The following is a 23,546-nucleotide window of genomic DNA, read 5'->3' as shown; positions in this document are numbered from 1 at the left end:
GGTATGATAATCATGCCGCATGTTCACGGGTCTGATAAGTGTGTCTGAAAACACCTCCGTGTGCAGCGAGTTCATGTAAAGGCAGGTGCATATTAAGATGTACGCAGTAATTGAAACAGGCGGAAAGCAGTATCAGGTAAAGGCAGGCGACGAGATCTTCGTTGAGAAGCTGGACGTAAACGCTGATGAGAACGTTACTTTTGACAAGGTAATGGCAGTTGGTTCTGATGCAGGCATCAAGGTCGGCGCTCCTTATGTTGAGGGTGCAACCGTATCCGCAAAGGTAGTCAAGAACGGCAAGTCCAAGAAGATCACAGTCTTCACTTACAAGCCCAAGAAGGGTGAGAAGAGGAAGATGGGTCACAGACAGCCCTACACTAAGGTAGTTATCGAAGCTATCAACGGTTAATTCGCAGGAGGCATCATTCATGATCGCCGCGGATTTCTACAAGAATTCGAGTGATATGCTGACAGGTTTCCGTGTTACAGGTCATGCAGGCATGGCTGATTTCGGCTATGATGTATGCTGTGCAAGTGTTTCGTCTGCTGTTATGATGACGGCGAATACCATCACAGAAGCATTCAAGATAGATGCAGATGTCGAGGTAGATGAAAACGAAATAAAGCTGACTGTCAAAAATGCAGGCAGCGATGCGGACAGGCTCATACTGGGGTTGTTTATCCATATGTATAATCTTAAGGATGAATTTCCCGGGCATATCAAGCTAAAAGTCAGCAACAGCTGACAACATCACATCAATGGAGGTGTAATTTCAATGATAAAGATCTCAATGCAGTTTTTCGCTCATAAGAAGGGTATGGGTTCTACCAAGAACGGTCGTGAATCCGAGTCTAAAAGACTGGGTGTGAAGAGAGCTGACGGTCAGTTTGTACTTGCCGGCAACATTCTCGTTCGCCAGAGAGGTACTCACATTCATCCAGGCGAGAACGTTAAGCGTGGTTCTGATGATACTCTGTTCGCTACAAGCAACGGTATCGTAAGATTTGAAAGAATGGGTAAGGACCGTAAGAAGGTTTCGGTTTATCCTCAGGCTTAATTACGCAGCGACAAGACCCTGAGCACCTTAGCTCGGGGTCTTTTTTAAAGAAAAAGAAAGATAGATACAAAGAACAAAAGACAATTTAACGGAGATACTATTATGAACATACATTCAGAACTCCACAGAAAACTGAGTCATTCATTTCTCAGGTACGGTATCATCATTCTGGCTGTGGTCGGTGGTATTTTCTTTTACAAAGACCACAACGGCTATAACGATGTTGCCAAAGTCAGGACTATCAAAAATTGCATAGTGACTACTTCGAGCACGAAAGAACCGTTCATGACAAAAAACACCTATTATTTAAGCATTTACACTCATGACGAAGTACCGACAGATACAGAAGAGGCAGACGGCGAAAAAAATGATGATAAAACCATGCTGTCTGTATGGGATCTCAGTAATGAAGAACCGATATTTCAGTGTACAACATCGCAGGCGCATTTCAAGCATTTTGTTAACTACGATGCTGAAGAGATCACCATATTCAAAAGCGAAGACGGTAAAGAGTTCCCTGTTTATGCAGCAAATGCTGATGAGGCAGAAGCTGAGCGGGAATTCAGGCATATCAAACCGCCGTATGGCTGGTACGCATTATACATCATTGGCGGAGTACTGGGCATCATATGCCTGTACAATTCCATCAGACTTGCAAAAGTCGCGGCTAATTACAGGAATGAAAACTATGAATTCAGCCCAGATCCCATGTGTACTGCGGGTGAGAGAGGCGCTTTCGCTATGATGGATCTCGCAAGACAAAGATCTGCTGATAAAACATCAAATGCAGATCTGCTCACCTCATTTCTGAGTAAAGATGCCAATGACTTCAAATGGCCTGACTGAACGTGGAGGGACATGATATGAATGAAGCGCAGAGAATAAACAACGATATCGGTCGTTCAAACACGCGGGCAGGTCTGATAGTGCTTGGGATAGTGCTGGCGGTCTTTCTTTATAACTCCTTAACGGGTTATGTAAAGGTAACAAAAGACGATACGTATGATAACTGCACAGTGAATACATGGCATGAACAGCACCGCAACAGCAAGGGCGGCACTTACAATGTCTATTATATGAAAATATATCAGGAGGTCAGCAAGCACGACGTCTTTGATTTCAGTGAACTCTACAAAAACGAAGACAAGCTGAGTGAAGATATATACGATCAAGCACAGACCATTGAGGAGAATGAACTGTTTTACGGACGAGTGCCTTATCTGTATTACAGCAAATTTAACGATTATAACTCAAATAAAGTCACAATGTTCAAGACAGATTGGGGCAGAAGTTTCCCTGTATACAAGCAGAATTGCAGTGCAGCTGAGGCTGAACGCGAATACAGAAGGCTTGATCCGCCGACATTGTGGTACACAGCCTACGGCGCAGGTATCCTGCTGGGATTGATACTTTTGAGCTGCGGAAAAAATGCTAAAAGAACAGCAAATAATTACAGTGATAATGTGCTGTATGAAAAAAAGCCTGATAATGTTGCAACAACGGAAGATGCCCTTGCGGCTATGGCTACAATGAGGATCAGACGGGAAAAAGCAGAAATGCGAAATTCTCGCAGAAACAACAGATTTCCGTTCTGACAGATTGGGCGAAAGGAACAGCATAATGGGAATAAAATTCAAGAGTTCACGCAGTTATCTGCTTAATGCGCTGTTTGCTGCTGTTTTTTGTGCGGCAATATTATTCTATCATGTTAATAATCCGAAAGTTACTAAAGTCGGTACTTATGAAGATTTTGAGGTCAATACGTGGACCGAAAGAGTTGATGACTATAACGATCATGACTCTTACACCAAATACATGATCAGCGTAAACTGTACGTTTTATGAGGACTTTGAACCTGATTTTACAGCTGAGGACAAAGATGTTTATACGGCATATGAGGAACAAAAAAATCAGGCAAAAAAGACTGAACGACTGTTCAAAGGCAGTGTTACTGAGCATGTTTTCGCGCAGTTTGAATATTACTCAAAAAGAAAGCTGACGCTGTATAAAACAAGTCAGGGTGAAGTCTTCCCTGTTTACAGCCCTGAGTGTGATGCTAAGGAAGCAAGCAGAGAGTACAGGCAGATGCACCCGACATATTTGTGGCTGTGTGCAGTGATCTTTTTAGAGGTATATATAGTGCTGCACACTTCGTTCGGGCTGGCAGCACTGCGTTATGAACATAAAATGAGAAGTATATAAAGGGAGGTCGGAGAAATGTTTGTCGATCAGGCAAAAATATATATCAAAGCGGGTGACGGCGGCGACGGCGCTGTTTCCTTCCACCGTGAAAAATATGTCGCCGCAGGAGGTCCCGACGGCGGTGACGGCGGCAAGGGCGGAGATGTTATCTTCAAGGTCGATGACAATATCTCTAACCTTATCGATTTCAGATATAAGAAAAAATATGTTGCAGAAAAGGGTCAGAACGGCGGCGCAAAAAATTCCTACGGAAGAAGCGCGGACGATCTGGTCATCAAGGTGCCGAGAGGCACTGTCATAAAGGACGCTGATACAGGCAGGATACTGGCTGATATGTCGGCTGACGAGCCTGTTGTGGTCGCTCACGGCGGCAAGGGCGGCAGAGGTAATGCGCACTTTGCAACTTCCACAAGGCAGATACCGAGATTTGCCAAGCCCGGTTTCAGAGGCGAAGAATTCAACGTTCAGCTGGAACTTAAACTGCTGGCTGATGTTGGTCTGGTGGGATTTCCGAATGTGGGCAAATCCACGCTGATATCTGTTGTATCGGCTGCTAAGCCGAAGATAGCCAACTACCACTTCACCACACTGACACCTGTGCTGGGTGTTGTTAAGGTCGGAGAGGAAAGAAGTTTCGTAATGGCGGATATACCCGGTCTTATCGAAGGTGCAAGCGAAGGTGTGGGTCTGGGTCATGAGTTTCTCAGGCATGTGGAGAGATGTCGGCTGATAGTTCATGTGGTCGATGTATCGGGCATCGAGGGGCGCGACCCCATAGAGGATTTTGAAGCCATCAACAAGGAACTTGCAAATTTCTCGGAAGAGTTGGCAGAAGCACCGCAGATAGTTGCGGCGAACAAATCCGATATGGCGACTGACGAGCAGAAGCAGAGATTCAAGGAGTATATCGACGATCTGGGACTTCCCTGCTACGAGATATCGGCTGCCACAACTCAGGGTACGCAGGAACTCATCTACGGCGTAAACGAAAAGCTGGCTGAACTGCCGCCTGTCAAGAGGTTTGAAGCACAGCCGCTCACCAAAGAAGAAGTCGAGAGGAAGAACACGAACAACCGAGAGTTCTCCATCACTGTTGAGGACGGCGTTTACTTCGTTGAAGCTGACTGGCTGTATGATATACTCAGAGTTGCGGATATGGACGACTATTCGTCACTGCAATACTTCCAGAACGTGCTGGTATCCAGCGGCATAATCAGAAAGCTGGAAGCTATGGGCATAAAAGAGGGCGACACTGTGGCAGTATTCGACTTTGAGTTTGAGTATATACCGTAAGGGTGATGCTGATGCAGATAAATATAACAGAGCGGGAAGCCAACCAGTACTCCCCTCTCGCGCTGGCTTTTCTGGGCGATTCGGTCTATGAACAGTTGGTGAGAGAGAGGATACTTCTGGCGGCGAACATGCCCGCAAACAAACTGCACAAGCTGGCTGTGAGCAGAGTTTGTGCGGAATACCAGTCGGAATGCGTTGAGATGCTGACTGAACAGGGTTCTTTTAACGAAAAGGAACTTGAGGTTTTCAAGCGAGGGCGCAACACTAAGGTCAATGCGCCAAAACATTCGACTATTGCCCAATACAGAAACGCCACAGGACTTGAATGCCTTTTCGGGTTCCTGTATCTTACGGCGCAGAATGAACGTATAGAAGAATTATTCGAAAAGTGCTGGGAACACGGCGCAGAAGAATTCAACAATAAAATCAAGGAGTGAAATAAAATGTCAGGACATTCAAAATGGGAAAACATTAAGAGGAAAAAAGGTGCTACCGATGCAGCAAGAGCCAAGATCTTCACTAAGATAGGCAGAGAGATCGCAGTAGTCGTTAAGATGGGCGGTCCCGATCCTTCCGGCAACGCGAAGCTGAGAGATCTTATCGCTAAGGCAAAGTCCAACAACGTGCCAAACGACAACATCGAGAGAATAATCAAGAAGGCTGCGGGCGACGGCGACAAGAACAACTACGAGTCGATGGTATACGAAGGCTACGGTCCCTGCGGTGTAGCTGTAATAGTTGAGTGCCTGACTGACAACAAGAACAGAACTGCGGCTGATGTGCGCAGCTACTTCAACAAGTTCGGCGGAAATATGGGCAGTACAGGCTGTGTATCCTACCTGTTCTCCGATGTCGGAACTGTTGTTATCGAAAACAACGGCGCTGATGAAGACAAGATAATGGACGATGTTTTTGAGGCCGGTGCTGACGACTTCAACGTTGAAGAAGATGTTATCGAGATAGCTTGCTCACCAAACTCTGTTGGTTCTGTAAGAGAAACCCTCGAAGGAATGGGCTACAAGGTACTTTCTGCTGAAGCTGACAAGATACCATCAACATACGTTACCATCACTGATGAAGACGCTATGAAGAAGATGGGTCTGCTGCTGGATAATCTGGAAGATAACGATGATGTTCAGAACGTTTTCCACAACTGGGAGAATATGCCTTCTGACGAGGAAGAATAATATCTCTGAAATAGCTTTAGATACCTCTCACTTTGCTGTGAGAGGTATTTTTTGTGGGAGCGGGTCATGAAAACCCGTTTATAGTATTGAATTTATTAAAGAAATGTGATATAATAAGTAAAATCACTTTTTAGGAGGACAACGAGATGCCTAAATTCTGTAACAGCTGCGGCACGACCAATAATGACAATATCACGAACTGCATCAATTGCGGCGCAGCACTTGATGACGGATCGTATATTCATCTTGGTGCGGATAATAACGCAAACAGCATAAACGGTATATACGAACCATCTTTCGGACAGAACGGATATGGTCAGCAATATGGTCAGAACTACTATCAGCCGTATCAGACACCATATTATCAGAATTATCCTGTGCCGAACGCAGACTTTTTCTCGCAGCCCACAACTACACTCGGCTGGGTCGGCTGGATAATAGTCACCAGAATTTTTCCGTTCATCGGCTGTCTGGTGATGTTTTTCATGACAAATGACAAGTCAGCCAAAAACTATGCCAAAGCAAATCTGGCGGTCACAGCAGTGGGCGCGATCATTCTGGCTATAATTTCCATCTTGTTTTTTTCAGACGGGTTGAATATCAATTAGTTGTTCAAGGAAATATTCAAACGTTGATGCACAACATACTTGCATTTTTTATTGATATATGGTATCATATTTGTATTACTGACTGAAAGGACGATCTGTTTTTATATGGACATAGCTTTGATAGCAGTATTGCTGATGCTTTCAGCGATCTGCTCGGCTACTGAAACTGCCTTTTCCTCATGCAACAGGATAAGGCTGAAAAAAATGGCTGACAGCGGCAGTAAAAGTGCAGCAAAAGCGCTGAACATCTGCGACAACTTTGACAAGGCACTGACCGCCATACTCATTGGCAACAATGTTGTAAACATTGCTTCATCAGCGCTGGCAACGGTGTTCTTCACCGAAAAGTTCGGCGCGGGCAGTGTAGGATTGGCGACTGCTGTTATGACAGTGCTGGTGCTTATCTTCGGTGAGATACTGCCTAAAAGCCTTGCAAAAGAAAGTGCGGAGAGTTTTTCTGTGTTCATGGCGGCACCGCTGGCGGCTTTCATGTTCATCATAACACCGCTTATATGGATATTCACAGGTATCAAACAGCTGGTCGTTAAGCTGGTCGGCTCAAAGAATGAAGCGCCGTCTGTCACTGAGGAAGAACTTAAATACATCATCGAAGAGATAGAAGATGAAGGCGTGCTTGAAGAGCAGGAGTCCGATCTGGTGCGCTCGGCTCTGGATTTTGATGAGATAACCATAAACAGCATTTTTGTACCGAGAGTCAGCGTGGCGGCTGTCGATGTTGAAGACGATATCGAGGAAATAAAAGATCTTTTCCTTAAGACCAAGTATTCAAGACTGCCTGTTTATGAAAAGGATATCGACCACATCATAGGCGTGATACATCAGGCTGATTTCTTTGAGATGTATGTTTCAAAAGGCAAAAAGGACATACGCAGGATACTCAATGAACCTATCTATATCACCGAAAGCAGAAAGATATCCGAAACGCTGAAGATAATGCAGAAAGAAAAGGTACACATGGCGGTGGTACTTGACCAGTACGGCGGCACTGCGGGCATCTGCACGCTTGAGGATATCATCGAAGAACTTGTGGGCGAGATATACGATGAGAGCGATGAAGAGGATACCTCTTTTATAAAGATCTCGGAGAATGAGTGCGAAGTTTCGGCTGAACTTTCGATATCGGATTTTCTCGAACGCTTCGGGCTTGAAGAAAATGCCATCGAAACCGAGCGGCATTCTGTCGGCGGCTGGATAATGGAACTGCTTGACAGGATACCCGAAGAGGGTGAGCGGATATTCTCGCCGCCTTTTGAGATGGAGATACACATGCAGGACGAACAGAAGATAGGCAGAGTAAAAATATCACTGACGGAGGAAAACTGAATGCCGATAACGATAAAAAAACCAAAGCTGAAACCGCTGGAAGAACGCTTCTGCAAAAGCACGATAGTGTGTGCGGTTATAGCTGTAGGGTTTGTGGCGATGCTGTTTATGTTTATGAACAGGATAATCGAAACAGGAAACAAATTTCTGACAACTGCTGTATTCTCAGTGTTTATACTGTATTTTCTCAGCTGTGTGATATGTGCGGTGATGGGTGCAGAAGCCTACCGAAAAGAGGACAGCATGAGTGCGCTCGGCAAGTGCATCATATACATAGTAAATATCATAATATGCCTGATGAACCTGAGATTTGCACTTATGCTGATACTTGCGGCTTTTGGACAAGAGGACACTGTAACAAGGCTAATAGGTTCACAGGGGCAGGAAGCATTCGTGAAAGCGCAGTATGTTCCCTGGTTCAGCTTACTGGTAGGTGCGATGGCAGATCTGATGATATGTGTTTTCAGTTCGCTTAAACTTATCAAAAACAAATAAAAGAACGCCTTTCGATATCTACGAAAGGCGTTTTGCATTTTATTTGGTTATATAGCCCTTGAAAGGCGCCATGAGTTTACGGTTCATGATATAGTGGGAGTTGTAAGCATATGGTGCAGTTTCGGAATATGTCGCACATACAAAGTACCAGTCGCCGTCTGTGCCGTAGTTATAGCTGTCCATAACATAATCAGTGCCGTTTATGGTGACCTCACACCAGAAGTGCTGCCATTTATTATCAAGTGAATTGCCGCGCCAGCCCTGTATGACCCTTGCATCATAGCCAAGATAACGCATTATTGCGCATATGGTGGAGTTGTACTGAATACACTGACCGACCTTGTAATTCAGGCAGTTGTCAACATGTGACCTGTTCCATATCTCACTGTACTGAGGTCCGTGAACACCGTCTGCATAGCTGATATTCTTGTTGAGCCACTGCACTGTGTAATCAAGAAACTCACCTGTAGTCATGTCAGAAGTGAAATGAGCGTCTACGAACTTTTTGATGGCAGCAAGGTCAGCATCAGATATGGTACGTACTGACTTACGATCTTCGGTATCCTGACGATCTATCTCCTCATAAGTTGTCTGTCCGGGGTTCAGCTTGGCGCTGTCAAGCCTGTCTATAAGATACTGACTGCTGCGGCGGTAAACAAAATCGGGTGCGGTCTTTACATCGACAGCATCGCTGTAATCGCCGTAAACGGTATTTCCGTCAGCATCTTTGGAGATAGCCCTTACCCTGACACTATACAGTGTTTCGGAAGTCAGCCCCTTGATATCGAACGATGTGGTATCGGCAGAACTTGTCTTACCTGCGACTTTCCATGCACCGCTGCCCTGCTTGAAGCTGACCTCGTAACCTGTGCCGGCAACTCGCGTCCAGACAACTGTGATATAGTTATTATCGGTCATATTATCGGTTATCTTCGGCTTTGAAGGAAGTGTTGCCGCAGAGATCTCATTGCTCCTGCCGCTCATTATGCGTTTTCCTCCGCTCATTTTATAAGCAACGACATAATACTTATATGATGAGCCTGAATTTACCTTTTTATCGGTATAACTTGCATTCAGATATGGTGCTGTGCCTATCTTCACCCATGCAGGCGCATTCTTGCTCCACCTGTAGATATAATAACCTGTCGCACCGCTCACCTTATCCCAGCTGATAGTTATAGAACTGTCGGTACTGGAATATCTGCTTTTAGCAGTAGGGGCTTTGCCATCTGCCACAGTTGAAGATGACGCAGCATTTGCAGAGATCTCTGCCGAGATGACAGAAGATATGCCCGAAACACCTGTGCCTAAAGTCATAAGCGCCATCAGGACTGCGGCTGTTTTATTCTTTATGCTCATAATTATCTCTCCTGTACAAAAATATATAACGTACATAAATATACACCTTATAATATACAACTTTTTCACATATTTGTCAAGCATTTTGATATTATTCCCTCCGAAACGTAGTTATGCACATATTATGGTGCAATTTTCGGTAAGTTATACCAATTTGATTTGTGGTTATCCCGCTGACACACCACAAAAACAGCGGCTATACAGAACTTAAGGTTCTTGGCGTATATTTTTCCCCCGCCTGCGGCGGGGGAAAAATATTGGGCGCTCAATTATCCTTTTGTTTACCGCATTTTTAGTTGGTGTGCTAAAGGGATAGTCACAATTTGATTTGCTCATAACCAAATTGCCGAATTAGTCATATAAAACTGCATTTTTATGATAAGCTCAGCGGAAAATTCGGATGACAAAACGTAAAAATGCAGGAAAAAAACTAAAATATTTCAAGAAATGTCGTTTTACCCCTTGAAAAATCAGATAAAAAGTATTATAATATAAGCAGATCAATTTTTAAGAAAGAAGGATCACTATGGAAATCAAAATCGAACTGACCAAGACCCCTAAGGCTAAGCCTACCGATGAAACCAAGCTGGGCTTTGGTCACGTATTCACTGACCACATGTTTGCTATGAACTATGACACAGGCAAGGGCTGGCATGATGCAAGGATCATTCCTTTTGACAACGTAACACTCTCCCCTGCTGCTATGTGCCTGCACTACGGTCAGGAGATCTTTGAGGGTCTTAAGGCATACAGAACTGCTGACGGCACTGTTCAGCTGTTCAGACCTGACGAGAACTACAAGAGAATGAACGTTTCTGCTGAGAGAATGGTAATACCTCAGATAGATGAAGAGTTCATGGTAGAAGCTACCAAGAAGCTGGTCTCAATAGAGAAGGACTGGGTACCTCATACCGATGGTGCTGCACTGTACATCAGACCTTTTATCTTCGCTACAGATCCTTTCGTAGGCGTAAGACCCGCTGACCACTATCTGTTCCTGATAATCCTTTCGCCGTCAGGCGCTTACTACTCCACAGGTCTTAACCCTGTTAAGATCTATGTTGAGCAGAAGTATGTAAGAGCAGTAAGAGGCGGTACAGGCTTTGCAAAGACTGCTGCTAACTACGCTATCTCCCTGAAGGGTCAGGATGAAGCTCACAATCAGGATTATGAGCAGGTTCTCTGGCTGGACGGCGTTGAGCAGAAGTACATCGAAGAAGTTGGTTCGATGAACATATTCTTCGTTATAGACGGCGAGGTAATTACACCTAAGCTGACAGGTTCCGTTCTGCCCGGTATCACCAGAAAGAGCGCACTGGAAGTATGTAAGAGCAAGGGCATACCATGCAGTGAGAGAAGAATAACCATCGAAGAGGTCGCTAAGGCATATGACGAGGGCAAGCTGGACGAGGTATTCGGCACAGGTACTGCCGCTGTCATCTCGCCTGTAGGTCACCTGAAGTGGGGCGACAAGGTAATGACCATCAACGACAACAAGATCGGCAAGATCTCCCAGATGCTTTATGATACCATGACAGGTATCCAGTGGGGCAAGATACCCGATACTTTCGGTTGGACAGTTAAGGTAGACTGATAACTGACAAGATAATAATACAGACCTCGAAAGGGATACTTTCGGGGTCTTTTTTTGTGACTATAAATTCTGATATGTATTGCCGAATATACGATCAGATCGGGATATATCTAAAAACAACTGCAATACAGCTGTCCATTTTTAAGAGGGTGAGCTATATTGCGGCTGCAGCAATTGTTTTATGTGGTTCTCCCGCTGACACACCACAAAAACAGCGGCTATACAGAACTTAGGGTTCTTGGCGTATATCTTTCCCCCGCCGCAGTCGGGGAAAGATATACAACGCTCAATTATCCTTTTGTTCACCGCATTTTTAGTTGGTGTGCTAAAGGGATAGTCATATAACATATTAAATATCCTTCCTGCATAAACAAAGCGAGCTGTCATTACATTACGACAACTCGCTTTTGTGACCCCACAGCCATATACGGACATTTCGGGTGCTATATTTTATATCTCTTGCTGACAGCATGCCATTAGGCTTTTTCTGATGATATATTATACCCCACAGAGCTTTATATAACAGGGATAGCCCAAAGTTCACACCTCATTGATGATAACGCTTTTGATACCTCGAACATTGTTTAGGGCGAGAAGTATGCCGTGAATGGCCTTCTTCTCATTTTTCGCCTGAACATTACCCAGATCGAGAAATATCTTTACCTTGTCATTGTCGGCAGTAATGCTTAAATAACCGCTGTATTCATCATCTGCAAGTCCAAGATCAAAGGACTCTACCGCATTCCTTACAGTCTCTGCCTTTTCTTCTCCCGCTGTATCATCGGCAAAGTAAACACTGTAATAGAAGCATTCACCCTCAATGCCTTCTGCGTGAGCGGTATAATCAAGAGCGAGCTTTGTGATACCCAGAATATCGTCCCAATAGCTTTCATCGAAAGTCTCCTGCATATCTGCCATATCGTCCTCTATATCATCATAGCTCATAAAATCGCCGTTATCGGTGATATATGCCGCCTTTATCCCCGATATGCCGTTCATGGCAGACATCACAGCCCCGAGTATCTCATCATGGCGTTCCTTTGGGAATTTTGAGAGCGGGAAATATACTGAAAATAAACCGCCGCAAAGTGAGACTCCCGGTCTCAGACCCTCAAATCTTTCGGATAATGACCTCACCTGTGCCTCGATCTCGTCATATTGTTCGCGTAAAAAATTGTCCTGCGGGAAAAAATGACAGATGGTATCTTTTTTCCCCACGCATTTAAATATCACCTCGAAATAAGTATCGTAATTATTAACTTTCATAATGACCTCCTAATTTGGATATATCTTTTTATGACTATCCCTTTAGCACACCAACTAAAAATGCGGTAAACAAAAGGATAATTGAGCGCCATACGCCAAGAAACTTAACTTCTGTATAGCCGCTGTTTTTGTGGTGTGTCAGCGGGATAACCACATTATTTTATATCGAATACCACCGTTGCCAGTGCAAAGAACATCAGCGTTGAACAGGTGTCAACAATGGTGGTGATGAGGGGTGCTGCCATGATAGCGGGGTCGAGTTTCAGCTTTTTTGCCGCCATCGGCAGCATCGCGGCTATCAGCTTTGACAGTATGACCGTCAGCAGTATAGCACCGCTGACCGTGAATGCCAGCTTGTAGCAGTCTACAGATGTGTCATTGTGATAGACAAGTATTATCCTGCCTGCATTGACTATCGAGAGGATAATGCCGCAGACCACCGCAACGCGAAGTTCCTTGAAAAGAACTTTAAAGAAATCACGCATGTTTATCTCGCCCAGTGCCATGCCGCGAATTACCAGCGTAGAGGTCTGCGAACCGCAGTTGCCGCCCGTACCGCTCAGCATAGAAAGAAACGATACCAGCACAGGCACCGCCGCAAATGCCGACTGATACTTGTTTACCACCGCACCTGTCAGCGTAGCGGAGAGCATAAGCACCAACAGCCACATTATTCGGTTTTTGGCGTGCTTCATGACTGAGGTCTTGAAATATGAATCCTCACTGGGGGCGACCGCTGCCATCTTTGAAAAGTCTTCAGTGGTCTCTACCTCAATGACGTCCATAGCATCATCGTAGGTTATGATGCCCACAAGACGCATATCCTTATCAACTACGGGCATTGCCGCAAAGTCGTACTTCGCCATTTTAGAAGCCACAAGTTCACGGTCTTCAAGGGTGCTGACAGAAATGATATTAGTTTCCATGATATCTTCTATCCTGTCAGTTTCATCAGCAGTTATAAGGTCAAGCAATGACAGAACACCTATAAGCACACGGCTCTCGGTAACGTACAGAGTGTACACAGTTTCTTTTACAACACCGATATGCCTTATCCATTCCAGAGCTTCCCTGACAGTATAGTCTTTTCTCAGGTAGACATATTCGGTGGTCATCACAGAACCCGCGCTGTCTTTCGGGTATTTGAGTATCTGATTTATCTGCTTGCGAGTTTCACTGTCAGCCGAACGAAGTATCCTCGCCACCACGTTAGCAGGCATCTCCTCAATGATATCAACGGTATCATCGACATACAGGTCATCGATGACCTCCTGCAGTTCCTTGTCGGTGAATGCGTTTATCAGCATCATCTGCATGTCGCTGTCCATATAGGAGAAAACATCTGCGGCAATATCCTTGTTGAGCAGACGGAAAAGCACTATCAGGTCGCGCTTGTCAGCCTCGTGGTCATCGTGAAATCTTTGCAGAAGTGAAGCAACATCTGCTTCGTTCATATCAATGAATATCTCACGTATGCGCTTGAAATTTCTGTCTGTCAAAAGCTGTAATACCTGTTCGTACATGATACCCCTCCTTCCCTGAAAAACAAAAGACGATACACTAATTATTATACGCTGAAACGCCCGATTTGTCAATAAAATCACTAACTTTGTTACCGTATTTTAACCGTGTGAGAAGTCTTGGGGGGTAAAAAAACGTTTGCCAAAACTTCTATAATTTGTATAAAAAAATTATTAGATGGGTATTGTACTTTTTTATGGATTATGATATAATAATATTGAATATAATTCTCATTCAAATCAACGTAAAGGGTGTGGAATATGCTTCCTACAATACAAGAAACTTTGAATTCTATCTGGGGCGTGTTTCTCAATATCCGCCTTAACGATATAGTTGATATAATCATACTCTGGTTTTTGATATATAACGGCATCAAGCTGATACGCGAAACGAGGGCGCAGCAGTTGACACAGGGCATCGCGGTACTGCTGGCATGCTATGCGCTGGCATATCTGTTCAATCTGAATACGATGCGCTTTCTGCTGAAACTGTGCTTCCAGTGGGGCTTTCTGGCGCTTATCATACTCTTCCAGCCTGAACTTCGGCGTATGCTCGAAAAAGTCGGCAGAACAAGGATAGCCGAACTGAGTTTTCTCAATCCCACCGATGCAACTGATGACGAGATGAAGTGGAACAATGCCATCGAAGCAATATGTGATGCAGCGCAGAACCTCTCTTCAAGCAAGACAGGTGCGCTGATAATCTGTGAGCGTAAGACAAAGCTGGGCGAACAGATAGCTACAGGTACGATACTCAACTGTACACCATCGGTGGCGGTATTCGGAAATATCTTTTACCCAAATACGCCGCTGCATGACGGTGCAGTCATAATGAGGGACGGCGTGATACTGGCGGCGGGCTGCTTTCTGCCTCGCCCGCAAAAAGACGAACTGATAAACAAACAGCTTGGTTCAAGGCACAGGGCTGCCATAGGTATGAGTGAGAACTCAGATGCGCTGGTAATAGTCGTTTCGGAAGAAACAGGTGCTATATCTGTAGCGGAAAACGGCGAGCTGACAAGGGGTTACTCGAAAGAGTCCCTAAAAAAACTGCTGACAAATTCGCTTATAACAGATAAGGATACTAATTCCATTAAGGAAAAATCTTTTGCAGGAAGGGTGATCTCGAGATGGAAGAAGTAAACGGAAAAAAGAACGAAAAGAACTCCAAAAGGATAAAACTGATAAAGGATAAAGGCACAGATTTCTCAATGCGGATACTCGCCTTTATCGTGGCAGTAATATCATGGTTCATAATGTCGATAACGCAGTTTCCGACCATCAACAAGACTATCACGGGTGTGCATGTCGATTTCAGCATGAACGGCACCACTGCTGAGGAAAAGGGTCTGACGGCACTGAATTACAAGGACATCACCGTTGATGTGGAGATAAAGGGCATGAACTATGAGATAGGTACCTATACCGAAAATGACCTTATTGCAACAGTCAATCTTGATGATGTTACAAAAGAGGGCAAGTACAGCCTTGATATCGATGTACGCAGCAGCCATTCGACAGACAGATGTACAGTGGTATCGGTATCACCCAGCAAGATAGATGTGGACTTCGACAGGATAACCCAGAAGACCATAGAGGTAACGCCCGAAGCACCGCTGATAACAGCACAGGAAGGCTATACACTCAAAGAAACTTCAGTTTCACCGAAGGAGATAACCGTTGAGGGTCCCAAAAACGAACTTGACCAGATAAGCAGAGTTACTGCAAGGATAGCAAAATCCAAAAAGCTGGGAGAGGACGAAACTATCGCGGCAGACGACATAGTCTTCTACGATGAGAACGACAAAAAAGTCGATATGAACAAGATAACAGTCAAGGACAGCGACAGCTTCAAGGTAAATTTTGTTATCTACAAGAAAAAACAGCTGAACTTAAAAGTGAATATCACAGGTGCGCCTGATGATTTTGATATTTCTTCACTTCCGATGATACTTTCGCAGGACAGCGTTTCGGTCATAACACCGCACCTTGACGAGCCTGAGAGCGAAGAGGTAACGCTTGGCAATATCGCACTGAGCAGTATAGATCTCAGCAAGACATTCAGCTTCAATATCCCGCTGGCAACGGGCGAAATAAACACAAGCGGTGACGATACGGTCATAGTCAGATTCGACGATAAAGGCTACAAGTCGGCAACATTCACGCTTGATGCTGACAATATAGAACTAAAGAGCGCACCGCAGAGTTTTGTAAGCGAGGTAGACAATGCAAGACTGCCGAATGTAGTGCTATACGGTCCGGAAGATGTCATTGACAGCCTGACTGACGAAGACATCCACGCAACCGTCCTGCTGAGCGATGTGAAAAGTACAGGTTCATACACAAAAGAAGCAAAGATATACGCTGAGGGTCAGGACAAGGTATGGAGTTTCGGAACTAATGAAGTACAGGTAACGGTAGCCGTACCAAAAACATCAGATGACAGCAGCGATGCAGATTCATCTGCGGCAGAATAATAACACGGCGGTTCGGCACAAGCTGTCGGACCGCTTTTTTGGAGGTAATAACTATGCCTGTCATAGTAAATCAGATAAAAGCACCGTTGGGTGCTGACAAAGATACAGTCATAAGGTCGGCAAGGAAAAGGCTGGGCGTTTCGGCGGCGGAGATAGTTTCGGCACACATTTACAAGACTTCTCTCGATGCGAGAAAGCGTGACGACATACATTATGTTCATTCGGTCATATTCTCACTGTCGGATCGCTCACTGGAAGAGAAACTTGCTGCTAAAGATGCCCGGCTGACTTACGCGGCGGGGAGCAGTTTTGAACCTGTTATCTCACAGAACAAGGCTGAGGGCAGAGTTGTCGTAACAGGCTTCGGACCTGCTGGTATGTTCTGTGCGCTGGCACTGGCTGAACAGGGTTACAGACCGCTGGTCATCGAACGGGGTGAAAGCATTGAACAGCGCGTTGAGAGCGTTGAACGCTTTATGAAATTCGGGACGCTGAATATCAGCTCGAACATACAGTTCGGTGAGGGCGGCGCAGGCACATTCTCTGACGGAAAACTGACGACACGAATAAAAGACCCGCTGTGCAGGTATGTTCTGGAACGAATGGTGGAATTTGGTGCGCCGGAAGAGATACTCACAAAGGCTAAGCCTCACATTGGAACAGACAAGCTGAGAAGTGTCGTAAAAGGCATCAGAGAGCGAATAATCAGTCTTGGCGGCGAAGTGAGGTTCAGCACCGAACTTAACGGCATCGAACTCGGTGACAGGCACATCGGACAAGTCAGCTTCACAGGCGGCAGTGAACAGACTTCTGCGCTGGTGCTGGCGATAGGTCATTCGGCAAGGGACACATTTGAGTTACTGCACAACAAAGGTATTTTCCTTGAAGCGAAGCCTTTCTCAGTGGGTGCAAGGATAGAACACAGACAGTCGGCAGTAGATGAAAGCCTGTACGGCAGTCATGCAGGCGACCCGATGCTCCCCAAAGGCGAATATCAGCTATCATACCGCGAGAACAGCGGACGGGCAGCTTACACTTTCTGCATGTGTCCCGGCGGATATGTAGTGCCTGCGGCATCGGAAGAGGGCGGCATAGTTACCAACGGAATGAGCGAGTTTGCACGAGATGGCAGAAATGCTAATTCCGCACTGGTGGTTTCGGTATCGCCTGAAGATTTCGGAAACAAACCGCTTGACGGCATGTATTTTGCACGACGGATAGAGCAGAACGCATACGCACAGTCAGGCGGCTACAAGGCATGTGCCACAAGTGTCGGAGGATTTCTTTCGGGAAAAGCTGACCTTGATACAAATATCGAACCCACCTATTCGCTGGGCATAACTGCTGCGGATTATGAAAAGATATTCCCGAAACAGGTGACTGACATGATGCGTACAGGGCTGAAAGTCTTTTCACGTAAGATGAAGTGTTTCGGTGACGGCAAGGCATTGCTCTGTGCGCCTGAAACGAGGACAAGTTCACCCGTTAGGATAACCAGAGATAAGGACAGGCTGACTTCCCTTTCCTGCGACAACCTTTACCCATGCGGTGAGGGTGCGGGCTATGCAGGCGGTATCATGAGTGCCGCAGTGGACGGTCTGAACACGGCACTTAAAATAATGGCAGAAATTGCACCGAATTAACAGTGAGCGCTTTTCTTGGAATATTGGAAAAACAGGCAAATAAAAATGGCGGAGCATCAGCTCCGCCATAGTTTTTTCTTAAATGATTCCCTGTTCGGTAATATATTTCTTAATTGCTGCAAAGGTTTCATCACTGAGGATATGCTCAACACGACAGGCATCTTTTGCGGCTGTCTTAGCATCAACACCTAATGATACAAACAGCCTTGAAAACAGCTTGTGCCGCTCATACATTTTCTCAGCGATGACCATACCCTTTTCGGTCAGAGTGATGTAGCCATCCTTATCCACAAGGATATATCCGTTTTCACGGAGATTTTTCATTGCGATGCTGACACTGGGCTTTGAAAACTCCAGTTCATTGACGATGTCGATACTTCTGACCTCGCCCTTACGCTCGCTTATCATAAGTATGCTTTCGAGATAATTCTCAGCAGATTCCTGAATTTTCATCGCGCACCTCCAATTTTGTTCTTATTATATTTTACCACATTTTATTATATTTTTCAAGTAGGTAAAGAGATTATTTATATTTTATATAATTATATCGGTTAGTCAAGACTAATGCGTTATATATACGACAAATAATCAAATAATTTTACATATATTCTATAGCAATCCGCCTTAAAATTCAGACAAAATCCAGTCACAAAACCCATAAATCCCAGCTTTTGCGACTGGATTTTGTGAATTTAAAAAGTTGGATTGCTATATGATATAAAGCGTTTCGGCAGATTTACCGAAACGTTTTTATTACACATCATCTTCCGCTAAGACCGCGCAGCGTTCTTCTGACTGTGCGAAACAGCATAAACAAGCCGAGTGCAGTACAGCATAAAGCAAGCAACACTGAGTACCTGAAACAGATGATACCGGACGCCAGCACTATCAGGCTGACTGCAAACATCAAAAGCATACGCAGGATCTTCAGCACCATTTTAACAGGTTGCGGCATACCAACTTTGTCTGTAAGTTCAAAAAGAACGGTATCTAAAATATCAAATAATAACTCCATTTTGTTATCTCCTGTCTTATCTGTCTTGGTCTACACCAGGCTGCTGTAATAAGCGCTCAGCTTGGCAGCAGCCTTTTTTATGACCGAGTCTGCACGCTCACCCGAACCGATATCGGCAAAAATGCCCTGCGTTGACAATTCTTTTGATTCACGCGCCAGTTCGACCGCCCGCTGATATGCGGTTATATCTTCATTTTCGGTGAGCTGTTCGGCAAGATGCAGACAAGCCCTTGCCTTAAGCGCTGTGAACTCGTCAACATAACCCGCAGGCGGGTCAGCACGGATAACTTCCTCATAAACACCTGCGGCGTAAAGATTTCTGAGTTCTATATAGCCCATCATGCCGCCGTCAGCCACGGGGGAACTGTCATACGCCTCTATCTGTATATCCAGCACCTTACAAAGATACTCCAGCGTTTTCACTGATGGCATTGCAGAGCCGCTCTCTATCTGGCTGAGCATGTTACGGGTTATAAAATCACCCACCACCTCATTCTGTGTCATCTTTTTGGCAAGGCGGGCTTCTTTTATTATGCGTCCTATATTTTTAGCGTCCATACGTTAGCCTCCTTTACTCCGTCAATTTGATTTACATATACTATACCACATATTTACGCGAATTGCAAGTGGTTAACAAAAAATTAACATTTATGTTTACTATTTCGAGAAAGCACAGCTTACCTTATTAAAGAATATCACATATGACCTCCCTATATGTTGACAGGCTAAAAATTATTTTCAAAAAACTATTGACAAAACGAAAAAGACAGTGTATAATGTAGTAAATCAGATTTACATAGCTGATTTACCAAAGTAAAAAGGAGGCGGTTAGTATGATGGAAAACTTTTCAGTCTGGTGGGACGGTCTGAGCGGGCTGCTGAAAGTGCTTTACTGCATAGCATTTCCCTCGACAATGCTGCTGCTTATACAAACACTGCTTGCCATGTTCGGCATACATCACGGCGGTCACGACATCAGTGATACTTCAGGACTGGATATGCACACCGACATCGGCGGGCATGACTTTAATATTAGTCACGACATCGGACACGACATCGGCGGACATCACAGCTTTGACATCCATCATGATTTGAGCGCACATCACGATGTTTCGGGACACGACAGCGGTGATTTCCACGACCATTCTTTCAACGACCATGTTACCGACAGTTCGATGCACTTCTTCACTTTGCAGACAGTAGTTGCATTCCTGACAGTGTTCAGCTGGTCATCAATAGTGCTGGTAGGGTCGAACGTTCACAAGGCGGTTGCGCTGACTGTAGGAACTCTGCTGGGAGTGATGACAATGGCAATTGTCGCAAAGATGGTACAGCTTTCAATGAAGCTGGCTGAGAACGGCACACTCGACCTGAGAAATGCCATTGGCGAGAGTGCAACGGTCTATATCCCCTGCCCGCCGAAAAATCAGGGCATGGGCAAGATAACGATGACATTGCAAGGTCAGATGATAGAGCTTGGCGCTTTCAACGAGGGCGATGAGATATTAAAGACAGGCACGCAGGTCGTTGTGGTAGATGTACGCGGCGATGATGTGATCGTTGAGAAAGACGCATAGCGGAAGATAGATACAAAAAGGCTAAGAACAAAAGAAAGAAACATAAAAAAGACAACAGCTTATGTGTAGGACAAAAGAAAGCAGACGACAAAACGTTCAAAAAAGACAAAAGAAAGAGACATAAAAGAAAGACAACAACTTATGTGTAGGACAAAAGAAAGCAGACAACAAAACGTTCAAAAAAGACAAAAGAAAGAGACATAAAGAAAGACAACAGCTTATGTGTAGGACAAAAGAAAGCAGACGACAAAACGGCTTTTGACCAGAAAAAAGAGAAGAGGTAACATTAATGAGAACAAAAGCAAAAGCCGCACTGATAGCCGCAGCAGCCATTGTGGGTGCTGCAGGCGGATTATGGCTTACATGGTGCAGAGGTATCAATTATGAGAAGAGATACAAGGATCTCTTTGACAAGACTTTCAAGGGAGATTACAAGATAACCGTTACTGAAAGCGGTTTTACATATAATCCCGAAGCGCCGCTGAAGCTCCCTTTCAGATACAAAATATATGATGTTGAATACAAGGATAAAAACGGCAAAGAAAGACATTTTGAAATTGACGGCAGAGCAGGTTATCAGATTTATTCTTCTATTGATGAAAGCTTTATCGAGTACATTAAAAACAGAAGCAAAAAATCTGACTATTATATAGCATCAGCCATTGCAGCTGATGGGTATGAAATTGCAAAAAATGATGTGTACAATAATATCGTTCCGAAATATTTTGATGCGAAATACGACCCTGAGGTTTCATCAATTAGAGCCTTAAGTGACGGATATAGCATCGCCGTATTCCCTTTTGATAGCAGTATTTTTTATTTCAGTAGTGATTACAATAACAAAGATAAAGTAACTGAGTTCTTATCTCCGGAAAACTGCCCCATACTATCAGATTTTGATTTCAGAGAGGCGGCGAAAAGCAAAACTTTTGAACTGGCAGTCCATATTGACATAACCGATGAGAGCAAATTTGATATGATCGATGAATTCACTGAAAAAGCAGAAGCCTTATGCAGCGAATATACGGCAGCTTCCGATCTCGGTGGAAATTACCACTACATGGTACGCACCAAAATCGGTGAGGGTGATGAAGTAAAAGTGATAGATCGCACTGATGTGTATGTCATAAACGGTGAGAAGGTTGACATAGACAAAAACGAAGACAGAGCAAGCCAAAAGTTCAGAGATATGATAGTTGAGAAATGCGGATATAACACAGAAAAAAGGAGCAAAACATGAGAAACATACTTCAAAAGTCCGTATACCGATATGAGTCGGACGGCAAGCAGTTTACAGGGGTCTACCGATGTAGCCGATAAAACGCAAAACAAATCACCTTCAATATAAACATATAACACATATGACAAAGGAGAATAACTATGGGATCAGAATCAGTAATCATTATTTGCATAATCGTGGCGGTGCTTTTTGCAGCACTGATGGCAATCCTTTCCAGGTACAGAAAATGCCCTTCAGATAAGGTGCTTGTTATATACGGTAAAGTCGGCACTGACAAGAACGGTCAGGCGAGAAGCGCAAGATGTATTCACGGCGGTGCGGCATTCATTATGCCTATTATACAGTCTTACGAATACATGGATCTGACACCCATTTCCATAAACGTTGATCTAAAAAACGCGCTGTCAAAGCAGAATATCCGTATCGATGTTCCTTCGAGATTTACAGTTGGTATATCCACCGAACCGGGTATCATGCAGAATGCAGCTGAAAGACTGCTTGGTCTGAAAATGATGGAGATACAGGAACTTGCAAAGGATATCATCTTCGGTCAGCTGAGGCTTATCATCGCCACAATGGACATCGAGGAGATAAACTCTGACAGAGATAAGTTCCTGCTGGCGGTATCAAACAACGTTGAGATCGAACTGAAAAAGATCGGTCTTAAGCTGATAAACGTAAACGTTACTGATATCACCGATGAATCGGGCTACCTTGAAGCACTCGGTAAGGAAGCAGCTGCAAAGGCTATCAACGACGCTAAGAAGAGCGTTGCCGAAAAGCACAGAGATGGTGAGATCGGTCAGTCGCATGCACAGAAAGAGCAGAGGATCGAAGTTGCTGCTGCTAACGCAGATGCCATCAAGGGTGAGAACGATGCTAAGGTAGCAGTTGCACAGTCTGAGGCTGAAAGAAGAGAAAGAGAAGCAGAATCGCTGCGTAAGGCTACCGCTGCTGAGGCTGTACAGGCAGCTAAGGCTAAGCAGGAAGCATACATCGCACAGCAGGAAGCCGAACTCACAAGAGCAGAACTGGAAAAGGCTACACAGAAGGCAGATGTTATCGTAAAGGCAGAGATCTCCAAGCAGCAAGCTGAGATCGAAGCTGAGGCACAGGCTGAGGTAACAAGACGCAAGGCTAAGGGTGAAGCTGACGCTATCTTCGCTAAGATGCAGGCTGAGGCTATGGGTAATCAGGAGATACTGACCAAGCAGGCAGAAGGTCTGAAGCAGATAGTTGCTGCGTCTGGCGGTGATGCTGATGCGGCTGTAAGACTGATAATCGCTGACAAGATGGAACAGCTGATAGCTATTCAGGTTGAAGCTATCAAGAATATCAAGATCGACAAGATCACCGTTTGGGACAGTGGTTCCAACGGCGGCGGAAATGGTTCGACTGCTGACTTCCTCAGCGGTCTGATGAAGAGCGTTCCTCCCCTCAACGACCTGTTTGAGCAGGCAGGCATGTCGCTGCCCGAATTTCTCGGCAAAGACATGAAGGACGCACTGGAAAAGACCCGCGAAGAAGCCATCAAGAGAGTGGCTGATGAAGCAGAGCAGATGAACTCCGAAGATGTGGAGATAATCGAGCCTGTCAAGTAAAAGTTAAAAGTATTTCCCTCGTGCTAAGCGGGGGAAATGCTTTGTATATAAAGATATGTGATTATCC

The 23,546-nt window shown here is 44.8% G+C and carries 25 protein-coding genes; 19 read left to right on the top strand and 6 right to left on the bottom strand.

Translation table 11 applies throughout. The features are described from left to right. Positions 1-97: 97 nt before the first annotated feature. From rplU to CUS_RS18225, 12 genes are all read left to right on the top strand, one after another. Entirely contained in the window at positions 98-409 is a 312-nt protein-coding gene (gene rplU / locus CUS_RS18280; RefSeq protein WP_002853550.1) for a 50S ribosomal protein L21, read from the top strand. 19 nt (positions 410-428) lie between these two features. After that, on the top strand, positions 429-746 hold the full coding sequence (locus CUS_RS18275) for a ribosomal-processing cysteine protease Prp (RefSeq protein WP_002853508.1): 318 nt from the start codon (positions 429-431) through the stop codon (positions 744-746). Positions 747-776: 30 nt separating this feature from the next. Next, the gene (gene rpmA, locus CUS_RS18270; RefSeq protein WP_002853558.1) at positions 777-1,058 is read left to right on the top strand and encodes a 50S ribosomal protein L27; all 282 of its coding nucleotides are present in this window, start codon (positions 777-779) and stop codon (positions 1,056-1,058) included. A gap of 102 nt (positions 1,059-1,160) precedes the next feature. Beyond that, positions 1,161-1,904, top strand: a complete 744-nt coding sequence (locus CUS_RS18265; protein ID WP_002853565.1) for a hypothetical protein — start codon at positions 1,161-1,163, stop codon at positions 1,902-1,904. 17 nt (positions 1,905-1,921) lie between these two features. Continuing rightward, positions 1,922-2,653, top strand: a complete 732-nt coding sequence (locus tag CUS_RS18260) for a hypothetical protein (protein WP_002853540.1) — start codon at positions 1,922-1,924, stop codon at positions 2,651-2,653. Between the two features lie 25 nt (positions 2,654-2,678). Continuing rightward, on the top strand, positions 2,679-3,260 hold the full coding sequence (locus CUS_RS18255; RefSeq protein WP_037277996.1) for a hypothetical protein: 582 nt from the start codon (positions 2,679-2,681) through the stop codon (positions 3,258-3,260). A 15-nt stretch (positions 3,261-3,275) separates the two neighbouring features. After that, positions 3,276-4,553, top strand: a complete 1,278-nt coding sequence (obgE, locus tag CUS_RS18250; protein ID WP_002853561.1) for a GTPase ObgE — start codon at positions 3,276-3,278, stop codon at positions 4,551-4,553. Between the two features lie 11 nt (positions 4,554-4,564). Further along, entirely contained in the window at positions 4,565-4,990 is a 426-nt protein-coding gene (locus CUS_RS18245) for a Mini-ribonuclease 3 (protein ID WP_002853505.1), read from the top strand. A gap of 6 nt (positions 4,991-4,996) precedes the next feature. After that, positions 4,997-5,740 (top strand): YebC/PmpR family DNA-binding transcriptional regulator, encoded by a 744-nt coding sequence (locus CUS_RS18240; RefSeq protein WP_002853536.1) that lies wholly within the window; start codon positions 4,997-4,999, stop codon positions 5,738-5,740. Positions 5,741-5,886: 146 nt separating this feature from the next. Continuing rightward, positions 5,887-6,348: a hypothetical protein gene (locus CUS_RS18235; RefSeq protein WP_002853512.1), complete on the top strand. Its 462-nt coding sequence runs from the start codon at positions 5,887-5,889 to the stop codon at positions 6,346-6,348. A 105-nt stretch (positions 6,349-6,453) separates the two neighbouring features. Continuing rightward, entirely contained in the window at positions 6,454-7,692 is a 1,239-nt protein-coding gene (locus tag CUS_RS18230) for a hemolysin family protein (RefSeq protein WP_002853574.1), read from the top strand. After that, positions 7,693-8,187, top strand: a complete 495-nt coding sequence (locus CUS_RS18225; RefSeq protein ID WP_002853538.1) for a hypothetical protein — start codon at positions 7,693-7,695, stop codon at positions 8,185-8,187. It begins immediately after the preceding gene. 39 nt (positions 8,188-8,226) lie between these two features. Here CUS_RS18225 and CUS_RS18220 read toward each other — a convergent pair whose 3' ends face one another. Continuing rightward, complete coding sequence (locus tag CUS_RS18220; protein WP_100084632.1) at positions 8,227-9,546, bottom strand: transglutaminase domain-containing protein; 1,320 nt, start codon at positions 9,544-9,546, stop codon at positions 8,227-8,229. Between the two features lie 526 nt (positions 9,547-10,072). Between CUS_RS18220 and CUS_RS18215 the strand changes: the two genes are divergently transcribed. Then, positions 10,073-11,140 carry a branched-chain amino acid aminotransferase gene (locus CUS_RS18215; RefSeq protein WP_002853520.1) on the top strand — a complete coding sequence of 356 codons (1,068 nt, stop codon included), beginning with the start codon at positions 10,073-10,075 and terminating at the stop codon, positions 11,138-11,140. Positions 11,141-11,680: 540 nt separating this feature from the next. Here the strand turns inward: CUS_RS18215 and CUS_RS18210 are convergent. Next, a complete protein-coding gene (locus tag CUS_RS18210) occupies positions 11,681-12,406 on the bottom strand; it encodes a hypothetical protein (protein WP_002853514.1) in 726 nt (241 codons plus the stop codon). A 155-nt stretch (positions 12,407-12,561) separates the two neighbouring features. Continuing rightward, complete coding sequence (mgtE, locus tag CUS_RS18205) at positions 12,562-13,929, bottom strand: magnesium transporter (protein WP_002853575.1); 1,368 nt, start codon at positions 13,927-13,929, stop codon at positions 12,562-12,564. A gap of 258 nt (positions 13,930-14,187) precedes the next feature. Between mgtE and cdaA the strand changes: the two genes are divergently transcribed. The 3 genes from cdaA to CUS_RS18190 are packed head-to-tail and all read left to right on the top strand — an operon-like array spanning position 14,188 to position 18,046. Then, on the top strand, positions 14,188-15,069 hold the full coding sequence (gene cdaA / locus CUS_RS18200) for a diadenylate cyclase CdaA (protein WP_037277994.1): 882 nt from the start codon (positions 14,188-14,190) through the stop codon (positions 15,067-15,069). Next, complete coding sequence (locus CUS_RS18195; RefSeq protein ID WP_002853567.1) at positions 15,057-16,403, top strand: CdaR family protein; 1,347 nt, start codon at positions 15,057-15,059, stop codon at positions 16,401-16,403. Before cdaA ends, CUS_RS18195 begins: the two co-directional genes overlap by 13 nt. A 53-nt stretch (positions 16,404-16,456) precedes the next feature. Then, entirely contained in the window at positions 16,457-18,046 is a 1,590-nt protein-coding gene (locus tag CUS_RS18190; protein ID WP_002853506.1) for an NAD(P)/FAD-dependent oxidoreductase, read from the top strand. 78 nt (positions 18,047-18,124) lie between these two features. On the opposite strand, the gene CUS_RS18185 is transcribed toward CUS_RS18190, so the two are convergent. From CUS_RS18185 to CUS_RS18175, 3 genes are all read right to left on the bottom strand, one after another. Further along, the gene (locus CUS_RS18185) at positions 18,125-18,499 is read right to left on the bottom strand and encodes a metal-dependent transcriptional regulator (RefSeq protein ID WP_002853560.1); all 375 of its coding nucleotides are present in this window, start codon (positions 18,497-18,499) and stop codon (positions 18,125-18,127) included. 307 nt (positions 18,500-18,806) lie between these two features. Further along, positions 18,807-19,061, bottom strand: a complete 255-nt coding sequence (locus CUS_RS18180; protein ID WP_002853584.1) for a hypothetical protein — start codon at positions 19,059-19,061, stop codon at positions 18,807-18,809. A 30-nt stretch (positions 19,062-19,091) separates the two neighbouring features. Further along, entirely contained in the window at positions 19,092-19,619 is a 528-nt protein-coding gene (locus CUS_RS18175) for a helix-turn-helix domain-containing protein (RefSeq protein WP_002853562.1), read from the bottom strand. A gap of 275 nt (positions 19,620-19,894) precedes the next feature. Here CUS_RS18175 and CUS_RS18170 point away from each other — a divergent pair, with 275 nt between their 5' ends. From CUS_RS18170 to CUS_RS18160, 3 genes are all read left to right on the top strand, one after another. Beyond that, the gene (locus CUS_RS18170; RefSeq protein WP_002853504.1) at positions 19,895-20,638 is read left to right on the top strand and encodes a hypothetical protein; all 744 of its coding nucleotides are present in this window, start codon (positions 19,895-19,897) and stop codon (positions 20,636-20,638) included. A gap of 289 nt (positions 20,639-20,927) precedes the next feature. After that, positions 20,928-21,878, top strand: a complete 951-nt coding sequence (locus CUS_RS18165) for a hypothetical protein (RefSeq protein WP_002853587.1) — start codon at positions 20,928-20,930, stop codon at positions 21,876-21,878. Between the two features lie 140 nt (positions 21,879-22,018). After that, on the top strand, positions 22,019-23,479 hold the full coding sequence (locus tag CUS_RS18160; RefSeq protein WP_002853522.1) for a flotillin family protein: 1,461 nt from the start codon (positions 22,019-22,021) through the stop codon (positions 23,477-23,479). The last annotated feature ends 67 nt before the right edge of the window (positions 23,480-23,546 follow it).

The sequence above is a fragment of the Hominimerdicola alba 8 genome, assembly GCF_000178155.2.
GTDB classification, from domain to species: domain Bacteria; phylum Bacillota; class Clostridia; order Oscillospirales; family Ruminococcaceae; genus Hominimerdicola; species Hominimerdicola alba_C.
The sequence above is the reverse complement of the archived record's forward strand: the minus strand, read 5'-3'. Positions and strand labels throughout refer to the sequence as shown.

Bases quoted from the DNA above. Each gene is read 5' to 3' on its own strand.
- rplU (WP_002853550.1), top strand. From the start codon at position 98: ATGTACGCAGTAATTGAAACAGGCGGAAAGCAGTATCAGGTAAAGGCA.
- CUS_RS18275 (WP_002853508.1), top strand. From the start codon at position 429: ATGATCGCCGCGGATTTCTACAAGAATTCGAGTGATATGCTGACAGGT.
- rpmA (WP_002853558.1), top strand. From the start codon at position 777: ATGATAAAGATCTCAATGCAGTTTTTCGCTCATAAGAAGGGTATGGGT.
- CUS_RS18265 (WP_002853565.1), top strand. From the start codon at position 1,161: ATGAACATACATTCAGAACTCCACAGAAAACTGAGTCATTCATTTCTC.
- CUS_RS18260 (WP_002853540.1), top strand. From the start codon at position 1,922: ATGAATGAAGCGCAGAGAATAAACAACGATATCGGTCGTTCAAACACG.
- CUS_RS18255 (WP_037277996.1), top strand. From the start codon at position 2,679: ATGGGAATAAAATTCAAGAGTTCACGCAGTTATCTGCTTAATGCGCTG.
- obgE (WP_002853561.1), top strand. From the start codon at position 3,276: ATGTTTGTCGATCAGGCAAAAATATATATCAAAGCGGGTGACGGCGGC.
- CUS_RS18245 (WP_002853505.1), top strand. From the start codon at position 4,565: ATGCAGATAAATATAACAGAGCGGGAAGCCAACCAGTACTCCCCTCTC.
- CUS_RS18240 (WP_002853536.1), top strand. From the start codon at position 4,997: ATGTCAGGACATTCAAAATGGGAAAACATTAAGAGGAAAAAAGGTGCT.
- CUS_RS18235 (WP_002853512.1), top strand. From the start codon at position 5,887: ATGCCTAAATTCTGTAACAGCTGCGGCACGACCAATAATGACAATATC.
- CUS_RS18230 (WP_002853574.1), top strand. From the start codon at position 6,454: ATGGACATAGCTTTGATAGCAGTATTGCTGATGCTTTCAGCGATCTGC.
- CUS_RS18225 (WP_002853538.1), top strand. From the start codon at position 7,693: ATGCCGATAACGATAAAAAAACCAAAGCTGAAACCGCTGGAAGAACGC.
- CUS_RS18220 (WP_100084632.1), bottom strand. From the start codon at position 9,546: ATGAGCATAAAGAATAAAACAGCCGCAGTCCTGATGGCGCTTATGACT.
- CUS_RS18215 (WP_002853520.1), top strand. From the start codon at position 10,073: ATGGAAATCAAAATCGAACTGACCAAGACCCCTAAGGCTAAGCCTACC.
- CUS_RS18210 (WP_002853514.1), bottom strand. From the start codon at position 12,406: ATGAAAGTTAATAATTACGATACTTATTTCGAGGTGATATTTAAATGC.
- mgtE (WP_002853575.1), bottom strand. From the start codon at position 13,929: ATGTACGAACAGGTATTACAGCTTTTGACAGACAGAAATTTCAAGCGC.
- cdaA (WP_037277994.1), top strand. From the start codon at position 14,188: ATGCTTCCTACAATACAAGAAACTTTGAATTCTATCTGGGGCGTGTTT.
- CUS_RS18195 (WP_002853567.1), top strand. From the start codon at position 15,057: ATGGAAGAAGTAAACGGAAAAAAGAACGAAAAGAACTCCAAAAGGATA.
- CUS_RS18190 (WP_002853506.1), top strand. From the start codon at position 16,457: ATGCCTGTCATAGTAAATCAGATAAAAGCACCGTTGGGTGCTGACAAA.
- CUS_RS18185 (WP_002853560.1), bottom strand. From the start codon at position 18,499: ATGAAAATTCAGGAATCTGCTGAGAATTATCTCGAAAGCATACTTATG.
- CUS_RS18180 (WP_002853584.1), bottom strand. From the start codon at position 19,061: ATGGAGTTATTATTTGATATTTTAGATACCGTTCTTTTTGAACTTACA.
- CUS_RS18175 (WP_002853562.1), bottom strand. From the start codon at position 19,619: ATGGACGCTAAAAATATAGGACGCATAATAAAAGAAGCCCGCCTTGCC.
- CUS_RS18170 (WP_002853504.1), top strand. From the start codon at position 19,895: ATGATGGAAAACTTTTCAGTCTGGTGGGACGGTCTGAGCGGGCTGCTG.
- CUS_RS18165 (WP_002853587.1), top strand. From the start codon at position 20,928: ATGAGAACAAAAGCAAAAGCCGCACTGATAGCCGCAGCAGCCATTGTG.
- CUS_RS18160 (WP_002853522.1), top strand. From the start codon at position 22,019: ATGGGATCAGAATCAGTAATCATTATTTGCATAATCGTGGCGGTGCTT.